The organism is Puniceibacterium sp. IMCC21224, from assembly GCF_001038505.1.
GTDB lineage: Bacteria > Pseudomonadota > Alphaproteobacteria > Rhodobacterales > Rhodobacteraceae > Puniceibacterium.
Map to the genome: position 1 here is coordinate 898,088 of NZ_LDPY01000001.1, position 22,938 is coordinate 921,025.

Here is a 22,938-nt window from a genome sequence, read left to right on the forward strand (position 1 = left end):
TTACTAAGCGGGATCGAGAGCGTGGCTTGAGAAGCTTTGAGACCGGAGCCGTAGGCTTGCGACAAAGGTGTACTGTTGTTGGTTTCGGAGATCGTGAACGCGGCGCGCCCAAGTTCGACCTTTCCTTCAGAAGCAAGCGGGAAGGGCTACCGCAGCCCAACTGGACCGCACCGTTCGTCTTCACGGGTGCCTTTGATCAAAAATGCTTGCTCAGAGTTTGCGGCCTGCCAAGATCGACCGGGACAGGGTTACTTAGGAGAATCACGGTGGCACAGTGGACAAACCATCAACTCTTTCCCCATTTTTCCGACAAGTTCTACAGAGCTTTGAATGCCTATAATGACAACCCTGAGCGTGGCTCCAATACCCGAATCTCGCAATCGGACGTGGCGCGAGAGGCAGTAGGAGATCCCGCTTTGTTCACGAACTTCTTGATGTGTAGCGGTCCATTTCAGAAGCCCAAAAAAGACAAAGATGGAAACGACCTGCCGCTTGTGAAGAAAAAGCCGGTAACCATGTACAACAAGGATTTCAAGGTCGTCGCCCAAATGCTCAAGCTGTCAAATCCTGAGTATCTTGGTGAGACTGCTTGGAGGTACTTTACTGACGAATATACAGTTGAAGAGTTCGATAAAGCTCTGCAACGCGTCCAGTATGGAAAGTACGTAGTCTCAGACGATCTGACCCTAACCCATACAGATGCCTTCCTCAAAAAATTGGACAGGCAATTCTTCTTTCGATCCACGGGGCTGACTGTTCAGTCTGAGCGCGACGCTCGCCGCGAGCTCGGTCGTGAAAGAGCAGGTATCGCAAGTAAGAGAGACTTGGAAATTCCCGAAGAGGATAGGTTCTTTCCTGGAGACCGGATTGTGATCAGTGTTTGGTCCAAGAAAATTGCTGATCTAGCCATCTTTGCAATCACTGATGTGCCGGGAGCCAGAATGCCAGTTGTTACGGTTATTGCTCCGTCGTTTGTCGCCTACCCGCCAACGTTCGGCCCGCAACAAACAATCAAGGTGCCAGATATTGCAAAAAGTGGTCCGGATTCAGGAATTCCGTTAATGGATGAACCAGGTCGGTTGGATCTGCTATGTGTTCTAACGTGGAATGGCCCGTGGGATCTTGGCGAGGCTGCCAACGCTTTGCAGGATGACTTCTATCGATTCACAACTCGAGAAGACTTAGATTCCGTTTTCAACAGGCTTTATAATCGACGAGTTGAGGCGGAAAAAGCAAAGTCTCCTCTGCCGCTCGTTCTACACAAGGAGATCCGAGTTAGGTCTGGCAACCGGTGATGACCAAGAAAGTTCTGAATGATGAAGTGGATCGGCTGTATGAAACCGCTTCGCAATTTATGCGTCTGGGCGACGCCGGCCAAGCTTTGCCTGTCATCGACCAGTTACTGTGTGCATTTGCCAGCCTTCACTTCGATCAGGTGTTGCAAGTTGAAGATTTGTCCACTGAGGTCGTCTCAGCCTTGGCGAAGCAAAATTCTGTAAGGGACATACGCGCGCAGTTTGCAACCATACTACAGATGAAAGCTGGTGCGTCAGCGCACGCTGGCGCCGAGAAAGAGGCGCTAGAATGGGGCGCCGTGGTTTGTGATGTATCATCTTCTTGGGTCGGAGAGGACCCCTTATTTGACTTTGTTTTTGCCCAGTCGTGTGCGTCTTACACAGCAATGCTTGCGCAACACCATCAGTTCCATCAGGCCGAAGAGCTTCTGGATAACGCAGTCAGATTGTTGTCCGCGGCAACACCGGTCTTGCGATGCATGCTTTCAGTTCGGCTGGCGGACATTTACGTTGAGACGCGCAGGCTAGACTTGGCCAAGAACCTTCTTTTGTCCTTTGAGGATGTTCCATTGGACGAGGAACTGCCTCACGTTTCAGCAGAGTTTCTTCATCGGCTTGCCTCGCTCTGTTACGAAGATCAGCCCAGGAAGGCTCGTAGGATTTTGCGCAACAGCGTGGATCTTATCCTATCGAAGGATGTGAACCCTAGGCTCGCCCTTCAGCACATAGCGAAGGAAGCTTGGCTGTCGGTCGAACTGGATGAATTCGATGAAGCCATTGATCGAGCACTGTTCGGTCTGTTTTTGGCAGACGGATTTCAGTATAAGGATGCAATCTGGCGTCTAACCGAGGCTCTTGGTACTGCCTATCGGGAGCTTGGCAGATCCCATGTGGCAGCTTTCTATTTGAAACGAGCTGTTCACTCCGTACAAGAACTACGCGCCCGCCGAAGAGAATTTGATTCAGCACTACCTGACCTGGATCATTTCGCCACAGTGCTCCCCTTCGATCGCTTGATCGAAGCCCTGGTTTCAGCTGGAAGACTAGGAGAGGCGCGCCAAGCGGTCGAGTTGAAGCAATCTGATGCGATTGGTGACGAGCGTTTCGTTCAGGCCGCATTTTTGAGTGCTTCTGAGAACGAGGTCGCCAAGCAACTCTCTGCAATTCTCAACTGGCTACGTGGTATGCCAGACCTAGACGAAGTTGGGTTACAGCACGCACTTCAACGGTGTCGGTCCACTGTGGAGAACAGACTTGAAGCGGCTTGGTCGAGTATTGCTAAGGCATCGGATAAAAGGTCAATTCCAGAAGGGCTTCTTGAACAATCGGTCACGCCAAATACAGCCACCTTGTACATTGACAGCAGCGTGGATGGCAAGCGACCAATCATTGTGATGGCTTCTCTACCTGGAGAACGATTTTTCGTTTGGCCCACAGATCAGGAGAGAGGCTTCCCGTCACATTTGCTGCATCGGCTGATCCAAAGCTACTTATTTGCTATCAGGAATGGAGACGTTCAGAGTGAATTAGCTGAAGGATCGCGGCTCGCTAGGATATTCTTCGAACCTTGGCTGCCAAGAGTGGCAGACAATGTGCGGCGAATTCGGATTATAGCTAATGGACCAGCTCGGGAGATTCCGTTTTCTGCCTTACCGATCAATGATGTAGCAGCCGCTTCTAAGGGTTTGATACTAGCACGATGTTCAAGGAACGATACAAGAATCAGTGATCCCATTCCCGGAACTCCGAGCATACTTGCTGTTTCCGCGCCCGATGGCGGCGGTAATTTTGGTCCATTAAAGTATGCAAAGGAGGAAATTGACCGCATTCAGCCAGTTTCTCGAGCATTGGTTGGACCAAGCGAATTCACCCCCGAAAAACTGGCTCTCGAGCTGCCTCGCCATGACGTCCTGCATATAGCAAGTCATTTCAGCGCACATCCGACAAACATCTCTGAGTCTTATCTTTTGGCGGGCGACGGTAGTGAGATTTCGGTTCGGCAGCTATCCAAAATGCCGATTGGCCATCTAGAACTCATCGTTCTTTCCGCATGTACCAGTGCTGTATCGAATGTGGAAGAACTCGAAGGAAACTTCGCAGTTGACCAGATGCTGCTGGACACGGGTGCAAAATCTGCCTTGGGAATGTTGTGGCCCGTTGATGATCAAGCAACCGCTCTATTGATGGGCCGCTTCCATGCAGGTTTGCGAGGTGGGTTAGACAAAGCAGAGGCTCTGGCCGCCGCCCAGCGATCAATGGCGGCTGGAGAGGACGGGATGGTTTTTCGAGACGCCTACTACTGGGCAGGTGCAACCCTCTTCGGAAGCTGGCGAGGCTGGCAGAAAACGACTTGAACACACAACATTTAGCAATTTCGGCGCAGGGAGCAATGTAATCAAGCTTGCTGGAATGAACGGTTACTGGTGTTATTCCTTTGCGGTGTGCCAAAAGCTTGCGATGAAGCCGAGCAACCTATCAAACCGCCGGAACTCGCCATTTTGTCAACTGGTTGAGGGGTAGAGAAGGTTCGACGCCAGTCCCGTTCCCTCCGCCACTTGCCCTAGAGAAACTGTTTTCCCTATCCAGCCGAGGCCGGATTTTTCCGTTGTTTTCGAGGGTTATGCGGGTAGGGCAGAACACCGGCCCGGCTGCCAAGAGGCCCGGCAGCGCTCTCTCAGGGCCGATATTCTCCGGACCTCATGACTGCGCCGTTTTGGTGCAGAGCTTGTAAGGCATTGGCAAAAATGCGCTTTTCTGGAGTTCAGAAATTGACTTCGATGCCAGTCTTGTTCGGCCAGAATGGAACTGAAATCGAACCTTTGATTGGTATGGTAATCCCCCCATTTTTAATGGGGTGCAGCCGTAGAACTTACGCGGCCATTTTCAGTTTCTGTGCGGGTGTGATGCCGCCGATGCCCATGTTCGGGCGGTCGTTGTTGTAAGTCCAGAGCCATTGCGTGGCGAAGTCTTGGGCCTCCTCGATGTTTTCGATGATGTGTTGGTCCAGCCATTCATTCCTGACGGTGCGGTTGTAACGTTCGATGTAGGCGTTCTGCTGGGGCTGTCCTGGTTGGATGTGCTGGAGGGTAACACCTTGTTTCTCAGCCCATTCCAGCAGCTTGATGCTGATGTATTCAGGGCCATTATCGACCCGGATCGTGCCGGGCTTGCCACGCCATTCGATGATGCGATCGAGGCTCCGGATCACGCGTTCAGCAGGCAATGAAAAGTCGACCTCAATGCCAAGCCCTTCGCGGTTGAAGTCGTCCAGCACGTTCAGCAGTCGAAACTGACGACCGTCGCTCAGCCTGTCGGCCATAAAGTCCATCGACCAGGTCATGTTGGGGGCCTCGGGTACCGCCAGCGCGTCGGGTTTATCCCGCTTTAGCCGTTTGCGGGGCTTAATCCGCAGGTTCAGTTCCAGCGCGCAATAGATGCGATAGACCCGCTTATGGTTCCACGGATGACCTTTGACGTTGCGCAGGTGCAGATAGCAAAGTCCGAAGCCCCAAGTCTTCCTCGTATCCGTCAGCCCGACAAGCAAATCGGCAATCTGTTCGTTCTCATCGCTCAGAAGCGGGCTGTAGCGATAGCAGGTCTCGCTAACCCCAAAGGTGCGGCACGCCACGGCGACACTGACCCCGCGTCGCTCTACCGCCGTTGCGGCCATCTCTCGTCGCTGAGATGGCCCAGTCACTTTTTTCCAAGGGCTTCCTTCAGCAACTCGTTCTGCATGCTCAACTCTGCGAACATCTTCTTCAGGCGTCGGTTCTCGTCTTCAAGCGCCTTGGTCTGCGCGATCATTGAAGCATCCATCCCGCCATACTTCGCCCGCCATTTGTAAAAGGACGCTGTGCTCATACCATGTTCGCGGCAAAGCTCGGCCACAGGAACACCGCCTTCGGCCTGGCGCAGGATCGCAAGGATCTGCGGCTCACTGTATCTCGTCATCTTCATCTGAATCTCCTCATGCATCTTGCCGAGAAAATTCTACTTCCGCAGCCCCTTACTTTCGGGGGGGATTACCGTATCAGCAACCAAGTTCCTACCGGAACAGCGTACGGGACTGTCGTAGTTCGAACCTGCGCCTCCTACCGCAGGTTCTCAGTCGTGCTGCCCGTGGCCCCGAATAACCGTGGCCGACTAGGATGCCGTCCTCGCATTGGCGCTGACCCGATCATCGGGCCCATTGCGTGCTATTAAACCCAATTCCGCAAGGGAATCTGATGTCCTGCTTCGCGCACCAAAATCACGCAAAAAACCTATAACACATCGATATTGAAATGAACCCTCAATAGTTCGGCTTGAACGACTGCCATGTAGCTGAATCACCAAGATAAATCGGATATTTTTCCGGCTTCAAACTGCAGGAATCCGTAGAATCCAATTGAAAAGGCTGCAGTTTGGATCCTGCCATGAAGCACCGCTCGCGTCCTGAGGAACAGGATGATCTCCTTCGCCCCCGATTGGTCGACATGATCGACATGCGCCACGAGCTTGTAAAGCTGGCAGACTTGATCGACTGGGAGTTCTTCGATCGGGAGTGGGCTGGTTTCTTCCCGTCGGCGACAGGGCGGCCAGCGACGCCGCCACGGTTGGTGGCGGGCCTCATGTATCTGCAGCATGCCTATCGGCTCTCGGACGAGGCCGTGATCGCCCGCTGGGTGGACTCCCCGTATGTCCAGCATTTCACAGGCGAGACGTTCTTCCAGCATCAGCTGCCGATTCATCCGTCCTCGCTCAGCCGCTGGCGTGATCGCATCGGCGAAGAGGGCGCGGAGTGGCTGCTGACCAAGACGATTCAAGCGGGCCGGGTCTGTCGGTATCATCGACGACAGCCTGGCGCGCGTCTCCGTCGACACCACTGTGATGGAAAAGAATATCGCGTATCCAACCCCCTCCCGGCAGCATCCTGCGGATGCGCCTGCCGGGCAATGGACGCCCGGCTCTACGAGAAGGCGCGGGTGCGCTACGAGTTCGGCTGCAAGGTCAGCCTCGCCACCACCATCGACGGCGGCTTCGTCGTCGGCATGCGCGCCATGCCAGGTAACCCAAACGACGGGCACACCCTGGCCGAGGCTCTTGAGCAGGTCGAGACGCTCACGGACCGCCGCCCGGACCTCGCCGCCCGGTCTGGACTTGCCACGCAAAAGTTCCGGTCTCTCAGCTCATGTTAGGAGGCCGTCTCTCGAAAGCCAAGGGACTTTTCCCGCCAAGGGATGAATGCCGTCTTCGCGGGTTGTAGAACCCATTGATGTATTGGAATATTGCTCCTTCTGCTTGTCTGCGGGTCGCCCATTTCTGACGCCAGATCAGTTCGGCTTTCAGAGATTTGAAGAAGGTCTCGACCATGGAATTGTCATAACAATTTCCCTTGCCGCTCATTGAGACCAGAAATCCATGCTGCTTCAGACTTTTCTGATAGTCACCTGAACAGTATTGAGAGCCACGATCCGTATGATGGATACAGCCTTTGGGTGGCTTTCGCAGCCCTACTGCCATGTCTAATGCCTTGATGGCCAGGTCCCGCTTCATCCGGTTACTGACCGCCCAGCCAATGACCCGGCGGGAGTAAAGATCGATGATCACTGCCAAATACAGCCATCCCTCGCTCGTCCAGATGTAGGAAATGTCCCCTGCCCATTTTTGGTTTGGGCCATCAGCAGAGAAGTCCTGATCAAGAAAGTTGGGGGCGACATTGAAGGCGTGATTGCTGTTAGTCGTGACTTTATGTTTACGGGTTCGAATAACCTTGATCGCGTTCTCACGCATCAACCGGCCTACCCGGCGGTGCCCGACAACAAGACCGAGATCGCGCAGTTCCTCCGTCATGCGAGGTCGGCCGTAGCTTTGCAGGCTAAGGCGGTGTTGTTCTCTGATATGGGCCAACAGCACCATGTCATCTCGCTGGCTTCGGCTGATAGGGCGGATCTTCCAGGCGCGAAACCCACGGGAAGTTACCCGCAAAACGCGGCATAGAAACTCAATGGGCCAGATCTTCTTCCAGGTGTCGATAAAGGCAAACCTCACGCCTTTTGGCCTGCGAAGAAGATCGTCGCCTTCTTTAACACTTCCCTCTCCTCGCGGAGTAGCCGGTTCTCTTTGCGAAGGCGGGCGTTCTCCTTCTCCACATCCTCATGCGGGCCGGACATCAGGTCATCATTCTGATGGTGTTGAACCCACTTGTTCAGTGTCGAAACACCAACCCCTAAATCAGACGCAATCTGAGGTCGCGTCAGTCCACTGCTTGTTGCAATGCGAACCGCATCACGTCTGAACTCGTCGCTGTATCTTGGTGCCAATTTGTGTCTCCTTCATTGCGAATATCGCTCGAAAGAGACCGGAACTAAATCGCGACAAGTCCAGAAGTGGTCCCCGAAAACTGGGCACTGACGTAAGCTCTGATTTGCTGTCTGTTGATCTTCACCACGAAGGAGATCAAAGATGTCGAAACGAAAGCAGCATGCCCCTGAGTTCAAGGCGAAGGTGGCGCTGGATTCTCACCTTGTTTGTCGCGCGGCAGCAAGTCGATTCCGCGCGCCAAGCTTGAAGATGGCTTTGCCGAAATCTTGCGCACGCTTCAACCGACTGCGCAGCTCTTCGAGCGGGCAAAGGTCATGTTCAAAGATGCCTGGAACGCGCGGCTAGAATCTGTCAGCAGCGATCAGAAAGAAGTGAAACGGCAGATCCAGGCTACCGAAAAGCAGATTGAAAGCTTGCTTGACCGCATCATGGATGCGGCCAACCGGTCAGTCATCAGTGCCTATGAAACACGGCTGAGCAAGCTGGAGCGCGAGAAGCTTGTTTTGATTGAAAGAGCTGGGGCCGGAGTGCCTGCAAAGGGACGGCTGGAGGAATGTATTGAACTATCCCTAAAATTCCTGGCAAACCCTTGGAATATATACGAAAATGGACAATACCTCATGCGGCAAACAGTGTTCAGATTGGCGTTCTCTGAGCCGCTTCGGTACTCCCGAAATGAGGGGTATGGAACTCCAAAAACTTCGTTCCCTTTCAGGGTGTTAGGGGAAATTTCAAGTCAGAAAAGCGAGATGGTGCTGTGAGAGAGGATTGAACTCTCGACCTCACCCTTACCAAGGGTGTGCTCTACCACTGAGCTACCACAGCACTTAACACCGCTAACGGCGTGGCGGGTGATTAGACTCAATCCTTTGGCGGCGCAAGGGTAATCTGGACGCTTTTTGCCCTCTGCGCTACAGAGAGACCATGGAGCAGAAACCCGCCCCCCGCACACCGACACAAAATGATCGCGATACGCGCCTTAAGGCGGCGCTCAAGGCCAATCTTGCGCGGCGCAAGGCGCAGGCCAGGGCGCGCAGTGACGTTGCAGAGCAAGATACCGTTCGGGGGGACGCGGCCGGGGCCGATCCCGACGAGAGCAAAAAAGGATAAGAACAGGCATGGATTCGATCGTCGTTACAGGAAATGGCCCGCTTTCGGGACAGATCCCCATCGCAGGGGCCAAAAACGCCTGCCTCACTCTGATGCCGGCGACGTTGCTGAGCGATGAGCCGCTGACGCTGACCAATGCGCCGCGGCTGTCGGACATCAGCACAATGACGACGCTGTTGCAATCGCTGGGGGCCGAAGTGCAGAGCCTTCAGGACGGGCAGGTTCTGGCGCTGTCGTCGCATAACATTCACAACCATACCGCTGACTATGACATCGTGCGCAAAATGCGGGCCTCGATCCTTGTGCTTGGTCCGATGCTGGCGCGCGACGGTCATGCGGTCGTGTCGCTGCCGGGCGGCTGTGCAATCGGTGCCCGCCCGGTTGATCTGCACCTCAAGGCGCTCGAGGCGTTGGGGGCGACGCTTGACCTGCGCGACGGCTATGTGCATGCCAAGGCGCCGTCGGGTGGGCTGAAGGGCGGGATCATTGATTTTCCGCTGGTGTCTGTCGGGGCAACTGAAAACGCGCTGTTGGCGGCGACGCTGGCCAAAGGCACCACCGAAATCAGAAATGCTGCACGCGAGCCTGAGATTGTCGATCTCGTCCAATGTCTGCGCAAGATGGGTGCGCAGATCGAAGGCGAAGGCACCCATACGATCACCATTCAGGGTGTCGACCGGCTGGGCGGGGCCACCCATCGAGTTGTCACGGACCGAATCGAGCTGGGCACCTATATGCTGGCCCCGGCGATTTGCGGTGGCGAGGTCACGTTGCTGGGCGGACGCATCGACCTGGTTGGCGCATTTTGTGAAAAGCTGGACGCAGCGGGTATCTCGGTGACCGAGACAGTCGAGGGACTGACTGTCGCCCGCAAGAACGGCAATATCCGCGCCGTCGATGTCACCACTGAACCGTTTCCCGGCTTTCCCACCGACTTGCAGGCGCAAATGATGGCGCTGCTCTGCACCGCCGAGGGAACCTCGGTGCTCGAAGAGAAAATCTTTGAAAACAGGTTCATGCATGCGCCAGAATTGATGCGCATGGGCGCCAGGATCGACGTGCACGGCGGCACGGCCAAGGTGACAGGCGTCAAGAAGCTGAAAGGTGCGCCGGTCATGGCGACGGATCTGCGCGCGTCAGTCTCACTGATCCTCGCTGGTCTGGCCGCCGAAGGGGAGACGGTGGTAAACCGGGTTTACCACCTTGATCGCGGGTACGAACATGTGGTGCGCAAGCTGTCGGGTGTGGGCGCCAATATCGAACGGATCAAAAGCCAATGAGTATGGATGCCCGTTTCGAGGATGGCGGCGATCGTCCACTGAACCTGGGCGCGTTGGACGCCGCTGATTTGGCGATCCTCTCGGCGTTGGCGCAGGATGCAGTCTTTCCGATCACCGAAATGCGCTGGCAACCGCAACAGCGCCGGCTGGGCCTGCTGATAAACCGGTTGCGCCGCGAAGATAGCGTGCGCACAGGCGGTCCCGAACGGGTGCAGTCCCTGCTGGTGATTGACAACGTGCTGCGGTTGTCGAGCCAGGGCGTGGACCGCAGTGACACGGACACAATTCTGTCGCTGCTGTCGATCGCTTTTGAGCCAGGAGCGGACGGAGCGGGCCATGTATTGCTGACCCTCGCCGGTGATGGCGCTCTAAGGGCAGGGGTTGAGGCGCTTGAGGTGAGTCTGAAAGATGTGACGCGCCCCTATCTTGCTCCATCTGGCAAGATACCGAAACACCCCGACTAGCGCGGATATTAAACCCTACACAGGAGGCGGGGCCAGTCCGTGAGGACCGGCCCCGCCTTCGGGCGACGCGCGCAAGCGCGGCGCAACCCCATTGCTTGACGGTTTTTTGTCAGGCCGCTTCTTCGGCTTCACCGCCAAAACGGCCATAAAAGCTCTGACCTTTTTCGGCCATCTCGCGCAGCAGCGCCGGGCAGGCAAAGCGCGCGCCATATGCCGCTTCGAGCTGGTCACAGCGTTCCGCCGCATAGGGGGTTCCGATGATGTCCAGCCACGAGAACGGGCCACCTGACCACGGCGCGAAACCCCAGCCCAGGATCGCGCCGACATCGCCTTCGCGGATGTCCATCAGCACGCCGTCTTCCAGCGCACGCACGGCTTCGAGCACTTGGGCGAACAACAGGCGGTGCTGCACTTCGGTCAGCGTTGGCTGGTCGGCGACGCCGGGATACTGCGCGGCCAACCCATCCCAGAGACCCTGACGCTTACCCTTGTCGTCATATGTGTAAAAACCGGCCTTGGATTTGCGGCCCAGACGGTCCTGGCCTTCCATCCAAAAGATCACCTCGTCGACCGCGCCGTCAGGATAGGCGTCGCCCATCGCCGCCTTGGTCGCGCGGGCGATCTTGGCACCCAGATCAATCGAGGTTTCGTCCACCAGTTGCAGCGGGCCTAGCGGCATACCAACCATCTTGGCGGCGTTTTCGATGAGCGCCGGGGTGACGCCTTCGGCCACCATGCGCATGCCTTCATTGAGGTAGGGAATGATGCAGCGGTTGGCGTAAAAGAACCGCGCGTCATTGACCACAATCGGTGTCTTGCGGATCTGGCGCACAAAATCCAGTGCCTTGGCGACGGCGCGATCGCTAGTCTGCTTGCCACGAATGATTTCGACCAGCGCCATCTTCTCCACCGGAGAAAAGAAGTGGATGCCGATGTACTGCTCCGGGCGTTTTGAGGCGCGCGCCAGATCAGTGATCGGCAGGGTCGAGGTATTGGTGGCAAAGATGCAATCCTCGGGGATCACGCTTTCGACATGCTGCGTCACCTCGGCCTTGATCTTGGGATCTTCAAACACCGCCTCGACAATCAGGTCGCAGCCTTGCAGTGCGGCATAGTCTGTCGTGGCGTGGATGCGCGACAGCAGCGCGTCCTTTTTTTCGGGTGTGGCCTTTTTGCGGGCGATGCCCTTGTCCATGTAGTCTGCTGCATAGGCCTTGCCCCGGTCCGCAGCCTCTTGTTTTTGATCCAGCAGCACCACGTCGATCCCGGCCTGAGCCGATACCAGAGCAATTCCGGCCCCCATCATGCCGGCCCCCAGGATGCCGACCTTTTTGACGCGCTGGTCTGCCACATCGGCAGGGCGCACCGCGCCTTTTTCCAGCGCACCTTTGTTGATGAACAGTGACCGAATCATTGCGCTTGAGCTGGGGTTCATCAGCACGTTGACGAACCAGCGGGCCTCGATCCTGAGTGCGGTGTCGAACGGCACCATCGCGCCCTCATAGACCGCCGAAAGCAGCGCCTTGGCCGCTGGGTAGACGCCCTGCGTCTTGCCGTTGACCATGGCGCTGGCACCGACAAAGGTCATGAACCCGGCAGGGTGGTAAGGTGTGCCTCCGGGCATTTTATAGCCTTTGGCATCCCAGGGCTTGACGATATCGCTGTCTTTGACCGACAGCACCCAGTCGCGGGCGGCGGCCACTGGATCGTCGGCAACCTCGTCAATGATGCCGGCTGACTTGGCCTTGGCCGGATCAACCAGTTTCCCTTCGAGCAGGAAGGGCGACGCGGCCATTGCGCCCATCTTGCGCACCATGCGGGTGGTGCCGCCGGCACCGGGGAAAATCCCGACCATGATCTCGGGCAGACCAATTTTGGCTTTGGGGTCAGGGCGGGCAAAGATCCGGTGGCAGGCCAGCGGAATTTCCAGCCCGATACCAAGCGCTGTGCCGGGCAGGGCGGCGGCGATGGGCTTGCCACCTTTCTGGGTCTTGGGATCCATGCCGGCCAGCTCGATCTTGCGCAGGGCGGCGTGCAGTTTCATGATCCCTTCAAATAGCCCGCGCGCCGGTTCGTCGCCCGCATCGTCGCGCATGCGCGCCAGCACGTTGAGATCCATCCCCGCGGCAAAGCTGTCCTTGCCGCTGGTGATGACGATGCCCTTGACCGCGTCGTTGGCCAGCGCGTCGTCGATCAACCCGTCAAGCGCGTGAAGCGCCTCCATTGACAGTACGTTCATCGCCTTGTCGGCGACGTCCCAGGTGATCAGGGCGACGCCGTCGGCGTCCGTGGCCATGGTGAAATCGCTCATGTCTAGTCTCCGTTCCTGTTGGGGTATTGGCCGGTCCAGTAATGGTGTCCGACCGCGTTCATGATGCACGACATCCGCCAACCGTCAGCCGAGCGGTGGAGCAGTACGGATGAGACATAGGGTGGGCGTACCCGCACCCCATTGCTCAGTAGTTCGGTTTCGTAGGTGCCGATGACGGTGAGATCGTCGCAAATCTCGACCGACATCGCGCGGCGCAACATCAGATCCAGCCGGACGTTTCTCTTGGCCAGAAGGTACAGGTTGAAATTCTCTTCCAGCTCGGCGGTCGTCGTGCTCGTCAGTGGTCCGGTCTGTGTGATGAAGGAAAATGGCAACTGCACATGTGCCGCCCAGCCGTCAAAGTCGGCCGCCATGAAGGTGGACGAGATGTCGTCGAGGAACTGGGCGAATTCGGCATCGGTCATGGTGCATCCTCGCGATCCATGGCGCTACCGTCGCGACGGGTATAGGTCATGACCCGGTCCTGCACCGTCACTTTCATATCCAGATCGCTGTACCATGCGACCTCTTGCGAAGTGCGGGTGCCGATCACCAGAAAGCTGGCCGGTGCCGCCGACCGATTTATCAAATGGTGGCCATTGGCAACACCTGCCGGAAATGCCGCGCAGTCACCGCGTTGCAGCAGGGTTTCGCCGTTGTCCTCGATCAGGGTCAGCGCGCCATCGGTCACCATCAGGAATTCGTCCTGCTGTTCGTGCCAATGGCGCAGAGACGACAATGCACCGGGTTCCAGCCGGACCAGGTTCACGCCGAATTGCGTCAGCCCTGCGGCGTCACCGATGCGCAGGGATGAACGCCCCACCATAGCCGCATCATGCGACGCGGGATAGCTTGACCCGGTTGAGCGGGACAAGGTGCTCAGGTCGATCTTGGGCATGGTACCTCCTGCGTCTGCCCTGCTCTGGTCATGTGTTGTCATCATCGTCAGAATACCGCGCCACCTCGGTTCCCGATGCATCGCGGAACACGCGGTGGCGTCGCCCGGTGATCTGCATCGTCAAACCCGCATCGGGATAATGCACCACGTCCTGCATTTGGCGGCTGCCGACGGTCAGATAGGTCGCATCGGCGTTCGAGCGGTTCTCAAGGCAGTGCCCCACTGGCGCGCCTGCAGGCCAGAGCGCCAGATCCCCCGGCATCAGCGGCGTCTCGACTTCCTCGACCAACACCAGCTCTCCCGAGAGCAGATAGATCAGTTCATCCTCTTTTTCGTGCCATTGTCGGTAGGACGACCGGGATTCCGGCGGCAACACCTCGATATGTGCGCCGAACTGGGTCAGGCCACCCGGCTCGCCCAGTACGGCATGGGCATATGGGCCCAACATCGGGCCGAGCAGAGGATGACCATTTACGGTCTCATCAGTTAGCGGTGGGGGCTGAACGTACGGCATGTTCAGACGCCGCACGGTACGGGAACGGACATCAGTGACAGGCGATACCGCAGCGCGACAGTGTAACCGTGTGCCAGTCCGGCGTTATTTTGCCTATTCTGAAAATCCGTTGCTGCCACGGCGACTTCCTTTTCGTTTCACTGTTGAGCCGTGGTCCGGGCACCTGCCTGCTGTCACCTTTGTGACCGCAGGCGCAGTTGCAAATCTGGTCCAACACGCGGGGCATCCCCACGGGCTTTTAGGTATCTCGTACCGGGTTAACGCATCAAACCCTCTCGATGATGGTGGCTGCCCCCATGCCCGAAGCGATGCAAAGCGTCGCCAAGCCGACGCCTTTGCCCGAACGTTCAAGCTCGTCCAGCAGGGTGCCGATGATGATCGCGCCGGTGGCCCCCAGCGGGTGACCCATCGCGATCGAGCCGCCATTGACGTTGACCTTGTCCGCATCGACATCAAACGCTTGCATGAAGCGCAAAACGACACTGGCGAAGGCTTCGTTGACCTCGAACAGGTCAATGTCGCTGATACTCATGCCGTTGTCGGCGAGGATCTTGTCCGTCACCGGCACCGGCCCGGTCAGCATAATTGTCGGGTCAGTGCCGATCTTGGCAGTGGCGCGGATGCGGGCGCGGGGTTTGAGCCCGAACTTCTCGCCAAATTCCTTGTTGCCGATCAGAATACCGGCCGCGCCATCGACGATGCCGCTGGAGTTGCCGGCGTGGTGGATGTGATTGATCCGCTCAAGGTGCGGATATTTCATCAGCGCGATCTTGTCGAAACCAGGCATCACCTCGCCCATGGCCTGAAAACTGGGGTTGAGCGCGCCGAGGCTTTGCATGTCTGTTTGCGGCCGCATGTATTCATCGCGGTCAAGGATGGCGAGGCCGTTCTGATCACGCACGGTGATCACAGAGCGGGCAAAGCGGTTGTCATCCCAGGCCGCCTTGGCACGACGCTGGCTCTCCACGGCGAGACTGTCAGCATCGTCGCGGCTAAAACCGTATTCGGTTGCAATAATGTCGGCGCTGATGCCCTGCGGGACAAAATAAGTCTCCATCGCGACGGACGGATCGACGGCAATAGCCGCGCCGTCGCTGCCCATGGCGACGCGCCCCATCATCTCGACTCCGCCGGCAATATAGGCATGACCGGCTCCACCGCGGACCTGATTGGCGGCAAGGTTCACGGCCTCCATACCGCTGGCACAAAAGCGGTTGATGGCAAGGCCAGGAATGGATTCATCCAGATCACTCGCCAGCACTGCGGTACGGGCAAGACAGCCACCCTGTTCACCGACCTGCGTGACATTGCCCCAGATCACATCTTCGACCGCGTGGCCGTAAAGGTTGTTGCGCTCTTTCAGGGTGTTCAGCACCTGCGCACTGAGACGCACACTTGTCACCTCATGCAGGGCCCCGTCCTTGCGGCCCTTGCCGCGGGGGGTGCGGATGGTGTCGTAGATATAGGCTTCGGTCATGGTCGTCTCCTTCAGGCCCGGTCGGATGGGTTGCCGGGCATCAGATCATAGGGGTGTTTCCAGCCGGGCTGTTCGCTAACGCGTGCCAGCCAGGTATCGATATGGGGCCAGTCGGCACGATCGAAACCGAACGGTTCCGGGTAATAGAGATACCCGCAGCAGGACAGGTCTGCGTTGGTGATGCCGTTGCCAACTATCCAGTCACGCCCGTCCAGATGCCGATTCAACACGTCATAGGCAGCCTTCAGCCGACCCTGCATGAAACCGATAACCTCTGCCGGGCGCTTTTCGGCGGGCAGAAAATTCATCAGAAAACGCGTCATCCCCGCCTGCGAGCTGAGCTTGTGATTGTCCCAGAACATCCAGCGCATCACCTCGCGCTGCTGTGCCGGAGTCGCGCCTGCGAACTTGCCCGACATTTCGCTGACATATATCTGAATGACACCGGATTGGGTCAGGGTCACGTCGCCGTCGATCAGTACCGGCGCCTCGCCCATCGCGTTGATTTCGGCGCGGTAGTCGGCGCTGCGTGTCGCTCCGTTGAAGAAATCGACAAAGACAGGCTCCCAGTCCAGACCTGACAGTTGCAGCGCCAGCGCCGCCTTGTACGCGTTGCCGGATTCGCCGAAGCAGTGAAGTTGAGCCGTCATATAATTTGCCCTCCCGAGGCGCGGATTGTGAGGATGGTATTTGCGTATTTAAGAAGAGAAGAAGCGCAAAAAGCACTGTCTCCGGTAACCCCGTGTTAAGGTTAATGCGATGACAGTGAGCGGGCGGTACAGGCTGGCGAGCCGATGACCGTAAGAGGAGAAGCCCTGGACTCCCGCCCGCATGGGTAAATCCCGATTTGGTGCCGGAGGACAGGGTGGACCTTTGCTAACTTCTTCTCTTTCTAAATACGCAAAATCCGAGCGTAACAAAATCGCAGGTTTCGCAGACATCAAAACGCCCTCGCACTCAGTTCTTTCATGATCTCGTTTGTGCCACCATAGATCCGTTGCACCCGGGCATCTGCCCACATTTCAGCGACCGCGTATTCCTGCATGTAGCCGTAGCCGCCATGCAACTGCAGACAGTCATCCAGTACGTCGCCTTGGGTGTCCGTCAGCCAGTATTTTGCCATAGCCGCCTTTTCGACCGTCAACGCGCCCTGAAGGTGTTCGGTGATGCACTGACCGAGGAACGTGCGGGCCACCACGGTCCGGGTCTGGCACTCGGCGAGCTTGAACCGTGTGTTCTGAAACTGCGTCAGCGGGCCGCCAAAGGCTTCGCGCTCTTTGCAATAGGTGATTGTCCGTTCGACGGCACCTTCCATTGCGCCGACCGCGCCGCATCCGATGATCAGGCGTTCCTGCGGCAACTGCTTCATCATTTGGTAGACCCCCTGACCGGGGCCACCGCCAAGAATATTTTCTGGCGCGACTTCTACGTGGTCGAAGAACAATTCGGATGTGTCCGCAGCGTGGCAGCCAATCTTGCCGAGGTTGCGGCCACGGGTAGAGCCTGCTGCGTTCTCTGTCTCCACCACCACGAGCGAGATCCCTTTGGAACCTTGTTCTGGGTCAGTTTTGGCGGCGACCACGATAAGATTGGCGTGTTGGCCATTGGTGATAAAGGTTTTCTGGCCCGACAGCCGATAGGAATTGCCGTCGCGCAGGGCGCGGGTTTTGATTCCCTGCTCGTCTGTCATCCATGTCTGTGTCATCCGGCCTCCCCTCCATCTGATGGTATTTCAGCGTTTGCGCGCGTCGAGTTCGGCGTTGAAGATTCGCAGGCGGTGGCCCAAGTTCTCTGAATCGGTGACGCTGTCGAAATGTTCGAACAGGAACGACAGCGCCTCACCTTCGTCCAGACCCGCTTCGGCCGCGAATTTCCGCAGACGGCGATACCCGTCGTCGGTCATGGCAACCGGAAAGCGGCGGGTCAGGCGAAAGCGTTTGGGCATAGGGGTCTCCTCAGATGGGGCAGGGTGGGATTGTCCCACCGTTCCCTCAAAACTGAGCGGCGTCCAGTGCCATCACCGTATCTGCGCCTGACTGAATTCGCGCCAGGTGCATCGCTGTGGCAGGCAGTTGCCGCGCCATATAGTAGCGCCCGGTGGCGAGTTTTGTCTCGTAGAACGCGGCGTCTGACGCGCCTGCCGCCAGTGCGTCGCGGGCAGCGGTGCCCATTCGGGCCCACATATACCCCAGGCAGACATGGCCGAACATGTGCATGAAATCATACGACCCGGACAGCGCGCTATCGGGATTTTTCATGCCGTTCTGCATGAAGTACATCCCCGCTGCCTGAAGATCCTTGGACGCCGCTTTGAGCGGATCAAGAAAGTCCTTGTCAAAATCCGCATCCTGACCGGAGTTGTCCTTGATAAAGCTCTTGATCATCTCAAAGAATGCCATGACGTGTTTGCCGCCGTCCTGCGACAGTTTGCGCCCAACCAGATCCAGCGCCTGGACGCCGTTTGCACCTTCGTAGATCATGGCGATGCGGGCGTCGCGGGCAAATTGCGACATCCCGGATTCTTCGATATACCCATGCCCGCCATAAATCTGCTGGGCGTTCACCGCCATCTCAAAGCCTTTGTCGGTCTGGAACCCCTTGATCACAGGGGTCAGCAGAGAAATCAGACCATCGGCTTGTTTGTCATCGGTCTTGTGGGCCCGATCGATCAGGTAGGCCCCCCAATAGGTCAGCGCCCGTGCTCCTTCGACAAAGGATTTCTGATCCATCAGATTGCGACGGATATCGGGATGGACGATCAGCGGATCGGCGGGTTTCTCCGGTGCTTTGGTGCCGGTTACGGCGCGGCCCTGCAGCCGGTCCCGCGCATATTCTACAGCGTTCTGATAAGCAGCTTCAGCCTGGGCATAGCCCTGCAAACCGACCCCCAGACGCGCCTCGTTCATCATGGTGAACATGGCGCGCATCCCTTTGTGCGCCTCACCGATCAGGAAGCCAGTGGCCGCGTCATAGTCCAGCACACAGGTTGAATTGCCATGAATGCCCATCTTCTCTTCGATCTTGCCGACCGTTACGCCGTTGCGGGCGCCAAGCGAGCCATCGTCGTTCACTAACACTTTGGGCACGATAAACAGCGACACGCCTTTGATGCCTTCGGGTCCGCCGGGGATCTTGGCCAATACCAGGTGGATGACGTTGTCCGTCAGATCGTGATCGCCAGCCGAGATAAAGATCTTTTGTCCCGTCAACAGATAGGACCCGTCGTCCTGAGGTACCGCCTTGGTCCGCATCAGGCCCAGATCGGTGCCGCAATGCGGTTCCGTCAGGTTCATGGTGCCGGTCCATTCGCAGGTCGCCATCTTGGGCAGGTAGGTCTGCTTTTGTGCGTCCGAGCCATGCGCGTTGATCGCCGAGTAGGCGCCGTGCGTCAGGCCCTGATACATGTTGAATGCCATGTTGGCCGACACGAACGGCTCCATTGCGGCAGTGTTCATCAGATAAGGCAGACCTTGACCACCGTACGCCGGATCGCAGTCCAGCGCCGTCCAGCCGCCTTCACGCAGCTGGTCAAAAGCCTGTTTGAAACCGGTCGGAGTGCGCACCACACCGTTTTCCAATACACATCCTTCGCGATCCCCCACAGCGTTCAGCGGCGCCAGAACTTCCGAGGCAAGCTTGCCCGACTCTTCCAGCACGGCGGCAGTAAAGTCGCGGTCCAGCTCGTCGTAGCCCGGAATATCCTGTTCTGAGGCCTTGAGAACATCATGCAGCACAAACTGCATGTCTTTGGTGGGCGCGTGGTAGATGGGCATGGTCGGTCCTCCTCAGGGCCGGATCACTCGGCCGCTTTTTTGGTCTCTGACATTGAAGCGAGCATCTGTTCGCCCCAGGTCAGCTGATCTTGCAACTCGGCAATCGCCGCGTTCAGGTCGTCGCGCTGGCTAACCATGTCCGATAGGCGCGTGCGCGCAATCTTGCATGTCCGGTCCAGCTGTGTCTGCTGCGCGTCACCCATGTGATACAGGTCGAGCAGTTGACGTATCTCCTCCAGGCTGAATCCGAACCGCTTGCCGCGCAGAGTCAGCTTGAGCCGGGCCCGGTCGCGTTTTGTGAACAGCCGTTTCTGGCCTTCGCGAATCGGGAACAGCAGTTCCTTGGCTTCATAGAACCGTAGGGTGCGCGGGGTCACTTCGAAGGTGTCGCACATCTCGCGGATCGTCATAGTGTCGTCGTGTGTCATCAATAACTGCCTCTCGTCAGGTCAAGTCTGCCTCACGTGATGGTCATGCCGGTTTTGTACAATGGGAAATTCCGAAGACGTAACTCAGACGCTACGTCAGATTCCAGATGACGTAAGATAAAGTCGCGTCAGTCGGCTTCAGAGTAATTTTTATCGGTTGGTCAAAACTGAAAATGCCCAATACGGGCGTAATTTCCAGATGCTGATGGCAGGTCAGCGTTCCGGCGACTCAGTTTTAAGTGTGGCCGCAGTCTGGTCGCGCAGGCGTTTGAGGCTGTCTATCGCTTCGTCCAGCTGTGTGCGTTGCTCGGCCAGCTCGGTCAGCTGGCTGTCGGCCAGGATGATCCATGCCTGCATCTGTGCGGTGGTGCCTTCGTGTTCGTAGATCAGCAGCCATTGCCGGATATCTTCGAGCTGAAACCCGAATTTGCGCCCACGCAGAATCAGCGTCATTCGCGCGCGTTCGCGCGACCCATACCAACGCGACCGGCCCTCGCGGTCGGGATGAAGTAATTCAATATATTCATAGTAGCGCAGGGTCCGCGGCGTCACATCGTACTCGGCGCACATCTCTTTGAAGCTCAGGCGTTTGTCGGGCATGCTTGCACTCCTTAAACAAAACCTATGCGCAGGCGCGACGAAGGGCAACCTCAGATGGGGGGGTGGCATTGCGGCTTGCGGTTCGTCGCCGCCGCAACGCATAAAGACCCAAGGCATCCGCAGGGACGTAACCATGACCGCCGACCAAACCGCCATCGCCCGTCAGTTCATCGAAGCGATACCCCATGCACAATCGCTCGGTATGCAGATCGTCGATATCGGTGACGGGGCGGCGACCATCGCCATGCCGTATGATCCGCGTTTTATCGGAGATCCGCAGACCGGGGTGATTCACGGCGGGGCGGTGTCGGCGCTGATGGACACGTGCGGCGGCGCGGCGGTTATGAGCCACCCGTCAGCACCTGCCGGAACAGCGACGATTAATCTGCGAATTGACTACATGCGTGCGGCAACACCGGGGCAGACGATCACCGCGCAGGCCGTGTGTTACCACATCACCCGGTCGGTCGGGTTTGTGCGGGCAACGGCCTGCGATGAGGATACCGACAATCCGGTTGCCACGGCCACTGGTGCGTTTACGGTCGAGGAGGTCTGAGGATGGCCTATCGTGCCCCCGATCCGGTGCAAAAGGTAAAACACCGGCGCGACGCGGCGCTGCATGCGCTGGTGGGGGGGGTGCCCTACATCCAGCACCTCGGCATAACGTTCGACCGCCGCGGCGACGAGCTGACCGCCGTGCTGAGCTATGACGACAAGCTGATCGGAAACCCGCTGTTGCCGGCGATCCACGGCGGGGTGACGGCCGCCTTTCTTGAGGTCACGGCAATTATTACGCTGAGCTGGGCGTGGATGTGGGAAGACGTCGAAAGTGGTGCGATTGCGGTCGGCGCGCTCGAGTCGGGGGATCTGCCGCGTCTGCCCAAGACTATCGACTTTACGGTCGATTATTTGCGCTCAGGCCTGCCGCGTGACGCCTATGCGCGGGCACGGGTCAATCGGTCAGGGCGGCGCTATGCCAGCGTTCAGGCCGAGGCATGGCAAGACAACCGCGACCGACCTATCGCGCAGGCGACGGCGCATTTTCTCATGCCGCGCCGGGATGGCTGACCGGCTCTGGCGTGCCACTTTGCGTTCGATCCTCTGAAAAGGCAATTCCATAGAATGACCCAAGCCACCGTGCCGCCCGAAGCGCCGCAACAAATCACACATGCGCGCGTGCTACGCATTGCGATACCCATCGTTATCTCAAACGCGACGGTCCCAATTCTGGGCGCAGTGGATACAGGTGTTGTGGGGCAGCTTGGCCTGGCTGCGCCGATTGGTGCGGTCGGCATTGGGGCGATCATCCTGACTGGCGTCTATTGGATGTTCGGATTTCTGCGCATGGGCACCACAGGTCTGGCAGCACAGGCCGCAGGCGAAGGCAACCGCGCCGAAGTGGCGGCCCTGCTGACCCGGGTGCTGATGATCGGTCTGGGCGCAGGTGCGCTGATGATCCTGGGGCAGGGGGCCATCATCAATCTGGGCTTTGCCCTGTCACCCGCCAGCGAAGAGGTCGAAAGCCTCGCGCGGGGGTATATGACGATCCGCATCTGGTCGGCACCCGCTGCCATTGCGCTCTATGGGATCACCGGGTGGCTGATTGCGCAAGAGCGCACCCGCGCCGTGCTGGTGCTGCAATTGTGGATGAACCTGCTCAATATTGTGCTGGATCTATGGTTTGTCCTTGGGCTGGGCTGGGGGGTGAATGGTGTGGCCTTCGCCACCTTCCTGGCGGAATGGTCCGGGCTTGCCATGGGGTTGTGGCTCTGCCGGGCAGCGTTCCGTGTGCCTGCGTGGCGCGATTGGGCGCGGGTGTTTGACCGGATCAGGCTGATGCGGATGTTGCAGGTCAATTCCGATATCCTCGCGCGGTCCTTTCTGTTGCAGGGTATCTTTATGTCGTTCCTGTTTCTGGGGGCGGATTTTGGCGATGTGACGCTGGCCGCCAATCAGGTGCTGATCCAGTTTCTTGAAATCACCGCCTATGCGCTGGACGGCTTTGCCTTTGCCGCCGAGGCGTTGGTGGGGCAAGCCATCGGTGCCCGTAACACCGGGTTCCTGCGGCGTGGCGCGCTGTTGACCAGCTTTTGGGGGCTGGTGGTTTGCGGTGCGCTGTCGTTGGGCTTTGCGCTGGGCGGACCTGCGCTGATCGACCTGATGGCCGATGTGCCACCAGTCCAGGCCGCGGCGCGCAGCTATCTGCCGTGGATGGTCGCGGCCCCGCTGCTGGGGCTGGCCGCCTGGATGCTGGACGGGATCTTTATCGGTGCGACCCGGACCGCTGACATGCGCAACATGATGGTACTGTCGGCGCTGGTCTATGTGGCTGCGGTTCTGTTGTTGATGCCGGTGATGGGCAATCACGGGCTTTGGGCGGCGTTGCTGGTATCGTTTGTGGCGCGGGGCGTGACACTGGCGTGGAAATATCCGGGGCTAGAGCGGGCAGCGGCCTGACGCGCATTGGCGTCCCACAAGCTTCACG

21 protein-coding genes, 1 tRNA gene and 2 pseudogenes are annotated in these 22,938 nt (G+C 57.9%); 10 read left to right on the forward strand and 14 right to left on the reverse strand.

Features of this window, described 5'->3' with window-relative positions; all coding sequences use genetic code 11:
- Positions 1–26 precede the first annotated feature (26 nt).
- Positions 27–1,295, forward strand: a complete 1,269-nt coding sequence (locus tag IMCC21224_RS04135; RefSeq protein WP_156178117.1) for a hypothetical protein — start codon at positions 27–29, stop codon at positions 1,293–1,295.
- A complete protein-coding gene (locus tag IMCC21224_RS04140; protein WP_047994271.1) occupies positions 1,295–3,649 on the forward strand; it encodes a CHAT domain-containing protein in 2,355 nt (784 codons plus the stop codon). Before IMCC21224_RS04135 ends, IMCC21224_RS04140 begins: the two co-directional genes overlap by 1 nt.
- A 515-nt stretch (positions 3,650–4,164) precedes the next feature.
- Here the strand turns inward: IMCC21224_RS04140 and IMCC21224_RS04145 are convergent.
- Positions 4,165–5,252 (reverse strand): IS3 family transposase gene (locus IMCC21224_RS04145; protein ID WP_156178101.1). Its coding sequence is split into 2 segments (ribosomal slippage): positions 4,165–4,991 and positions 4,991–5,252, totalling 1,089 coding nucleotides; the frame shifts between segments, so codons are not numbered across the junction.
- Between the two features lie 458 nt (positions 5,253–5,710).
- On the opposite strand from IMCC21224_RS04145, the pseudogene IMCC21224_RS04155 reads away from it, so the two are divergent.
- Positions 5,711–6,421: pseudogene (locus IMCC21224_RS04155) on the forward strand (transposase); the annotation flags it as partial.
- 37 nt (positions 6,422–6,458) lie between these two features.
- Here the strand turns inward: IMCC21224_RS04155 and IMCC21224_RS04160 are convergent.
- A protein-coding gene (locus IMCC21224_RS04160; protein ID WP_156178119.1) for an IS3 family transposase occupies positions 6,459–7,597 on the reverse strand; the annotation gives its coding sequence in 2 pieces (ribosomal slippage) (positions 6,459–7,357 and positions 7,357–7,597; 1,140 coding nt in all).
- 207 nt (positions 7,598–7,804) lie between these two features.
- On the opposite strand from IMCC21224_RS04160, the gene IMCC21224_RS26950 reads away from it, so the two are divergent.
- Positions 7,805–8,359, forward strand: a complete 555-nt coding sequence (locus IMCC21224_RS26950) for a hypothetical protein (RefSeq protein WP_082135130.1) — start codon at positions 7,805–7,807, stop codon at positions 8,357–8,359.
- Here IMCC21224_RS26950 and IMCC21224_RS04170 read toward each other — a convergent pair.
- Positions 8,349–8,423 (reverse strand) — tRNA-Thr (locus IMCC21224_RS04170). The two genes, IMCC21224_RS26950 and IMCC21224_RS04170, sit on opposite strands and share 11 nt — an antisense overlap.
- Positions 8,424–8,522: 99 nt before the next feature.
- On the opposite strand from IMCC21224_RS04170, the gene IMCC21224_RS04175 reads away from it, so the two are divergent.
- From IMCC21224_RS04175 to IMCC21224_RS04185, 3 genes are read left to right on the forward strand one after another with little or no spacing between them, the layout of a single operon-like run.
- The gene (locus tag IMCC21224_RS04175) at positions 8,523–8,708 is read left to right on the forward strand and encodes a hypothetical protein (protein ID WP_047994272.1); all 186 of its coding nucleotides are present in this window, start codon (positions 8,523–8,525) and stop codon (positions 8,706–8,708) included.
- A gap of 8 nt (positions 8,709–8,716) precedes the next feature.
- Complete coding sequence (murA, locus tag IMCC21224_RS04180) at positions 8,717–9,988, forward strand: UDP-N-acetylglucosamine 1-carboxyvinyltransferase (RefSeq protein WP_047994273.1); 1,272 nt, start codon at positions 8,717–8,719, stop codon at positions 9,986–9,988.
- Positions 9,985–10,452, forward strand: coding sequence for a DUF2948 family protein (locus tag IMCC21224_RS04185; protein WP_047994274.1), 468 nt, complete (start codon positions 9,985–9,987; stop codon positions 10,450–10,452). The genes murA and IMCC21224_RS04185 overlap by 4 nt, the downstream gene beginning before the upstream one ends.
- A 109-nt stretch (positions 10,453–10,561) precedes the next feature.
- On the opposite strand, the gene IMCC21224_RS04190 is transcribed toward IMCC21224_RS04185, so the two are convergent.
- The 11 genes and pseudogenes from IMCC21224_RS04190 to IMCC21224_RS04240 all read right to left on the reverse strand — a co-directional run bounded on the left by IMCC21224_RS04190 (position 10,562) and on the right by IMCC21224_RS04240 (position 20,453).
- Complete coding sequence (locus IMCC21224_RS04190) at positions 10,562–12,763, reverse strand: 3-hydroxyacyl-CoA dehydrogenase NAD-binding domain-containing protein (protein ID WP_047994275.1); 2,202 nt, start codon at positions 12,761–12,763, stop codon at positions 10,562–10,564.
- A 2-nt stretch (positions 12,764–12,765) separates the two neighbouring features.
- Positions 12,766–13,188 carry a hypothetical protein gene (locus IMCC21224_RS04195; protein ID WP_047994276.1) on the reverse strand — a complete coding sequence of 141 codons (423 nt, stop codon included), beginning with the start codon at positions 13,186–13,188 and terminating at the stop codon, positions 12,766–12,768.
- Complete coding sequence (locus tag IMCC21224_RS04200) at positions 13,185–13,661, reverse strand: cupin domain-containing protein (RefSeq protein ID WP_047994277.1); 477 nt, start codon at positions 13,659–13,661, stop codon at positions 13,185–13,187. Before IMCC21224_RS04200 ends, IMCC21224_RS04195 begins: the two co-directional genes overlap by 4 nt.
- A 28-nt stretch (positions 13,662–13,689) precedes the next feature.
- The gene (locus IMCC21224_RS04205) at positions 13,690–14,175 is read right to left on the reverse strand and encodes a cupin domain-containing protein (protein ID WP_053078888.1); all 486 of its coding nucleotides are present in this window, start codon (positions 14,173–14,175) and stop codon (positions 13,690–13,692) included.
- 265 nt (positions 14,176–14,440) lie between these two features.
- Positions 14,441–15,652 (reverse strand): acetyl-CoA C-acetyltransferase, encoded by a 1,212-nt coding sequence (locus tag IMCC21224_RS04210; protein ID WP_047994279.1) that lies wholly within the window; start codon positions 15,650–15,652, stop codon positions 14,441–14,443.
- Between the two features lie 11 nt (positions 15,653–15,663).
- Positions 15,664–16,302: a glutathione S-transferase family protein gene (locus IMCC21224_RS04215; RefSeq protein ID WP_047994280.1), complete on the reverse strand. Its 639-nt coding sequence runs from the start codon at positions 16,300–16,302 to the stop codon at positions 15,664–15,666.
- 290 nt (positions 16,303–16,592) lie between these two features.
- Positions 16,593–17,339 (reverse strand): annotated as a pseudogene (locus IMCC21224_RS04220) (acyl-CoA dehydrogenase family protein); the annotation flags it as partial.
- Between the two features lie 45 nt (positions 17,340–17,384).
- Positions 17,385–17,597 carry a hypothetical protein gene (locus tag IMCC21224_RS04225; RefSeq protein WP_047994281.1) on the reverse strand — a complete coding sequence of 71 codons (213 nt, stop codon included), beginning with the start codon at positions 17,595–17,597 and terminating at the stop codon, positions 17,385–17,387.
- 46 nt (positions 17,598–17,643) lie between these two features.
- On the reverse strand, positions 17,644–19,425 hold the full coding sequence (locus IMCC21224_RS04230) for an acyl-CoA dehydrogenase C-terminal domain-containing protein (protein ID WP_047994282.1): 1,782 nt from the start codon (positions 19,423–19,425) through the stop codon (positions 17,644–17,646).
- A 23-nt stretch (positions 19,426–19,448) separates the two neighbouring features.
- On the reverse strand, positions 19,449–19,853 hold the full coding sequence (locus tag IMCC21224_RS04235; RefSeq protein ID WP_047994283.1) for a MerR family DNA-binding transcriptional regulator: 405 nt from the start codon (positions 19,851–19,853) through the stop codon (positions 19,449–19,451).
- Positions 19,854–20,066: 213 nt separating this feature from the next.
- Complete coding sequence (locus IMCC21224_RS04240) at positions 20,067–20,453, reverse strand: MerR family DNA-binding transcriptional regulator (protein WP_047994284.1); 387 nt, start codon at positions 20,451–20,453, stop codon at positions 20,067–20,069.
- Positions 20,454–20,586: 133 nt separating this feature from the next.
- Between IMCC21224_RS04240 and IMCC21224_RS04245 the strand changes: the two genes are divergently transcribed.
- The 3 genes from IMCC21224_RS04245 to IMCC21224_RS04255 are packed head-to-tail and all read left to right on the forward strand — an operon-like array spanning position 20,587 to position 22,910.
- The gene (locus IMCC21224_RS04245; RefSeq protein ID WP_047994285.1) at positions 20,587–21,009 is read left to right on the forward strand and encodes a PaaI family thioesterase; all 423 of its coding nucleotides are present in this window, start codon (positions 20,587–20,589) and stop codon (positions 21,007–21,009) included.
- 2 nt (positions 21,010–21,011) lie between these two features.
- Positions 21,012–21,521, forward strand: coding sequence for a PaaI family thioesterase (locus IMCC21224_RS04250; RefSeq protein ID WP_047994286.1), 510 nt, complete (start codon positions 21,012–21,014; stop codon positions 21,519–21,521).
- A 54-nt stretch (positions 21,522–21,575) separates the two neighbouring features.
- The gene (locus tag IMCC21224_RS04255) at positions 21,576–22,910 is read left to right on the forward strand and encodes an MATE family efflux transporter (RefSeq protein ID WP_047994287.1); all 1,335 of its coding nucleotides are present in this window, start codon (positions 21,576–21,578) and stop codon (positions 22,908–22,910) included.
- The last annotated feature ends 28 nt before the right edge of the window (positions 22,911–22,938 follow it).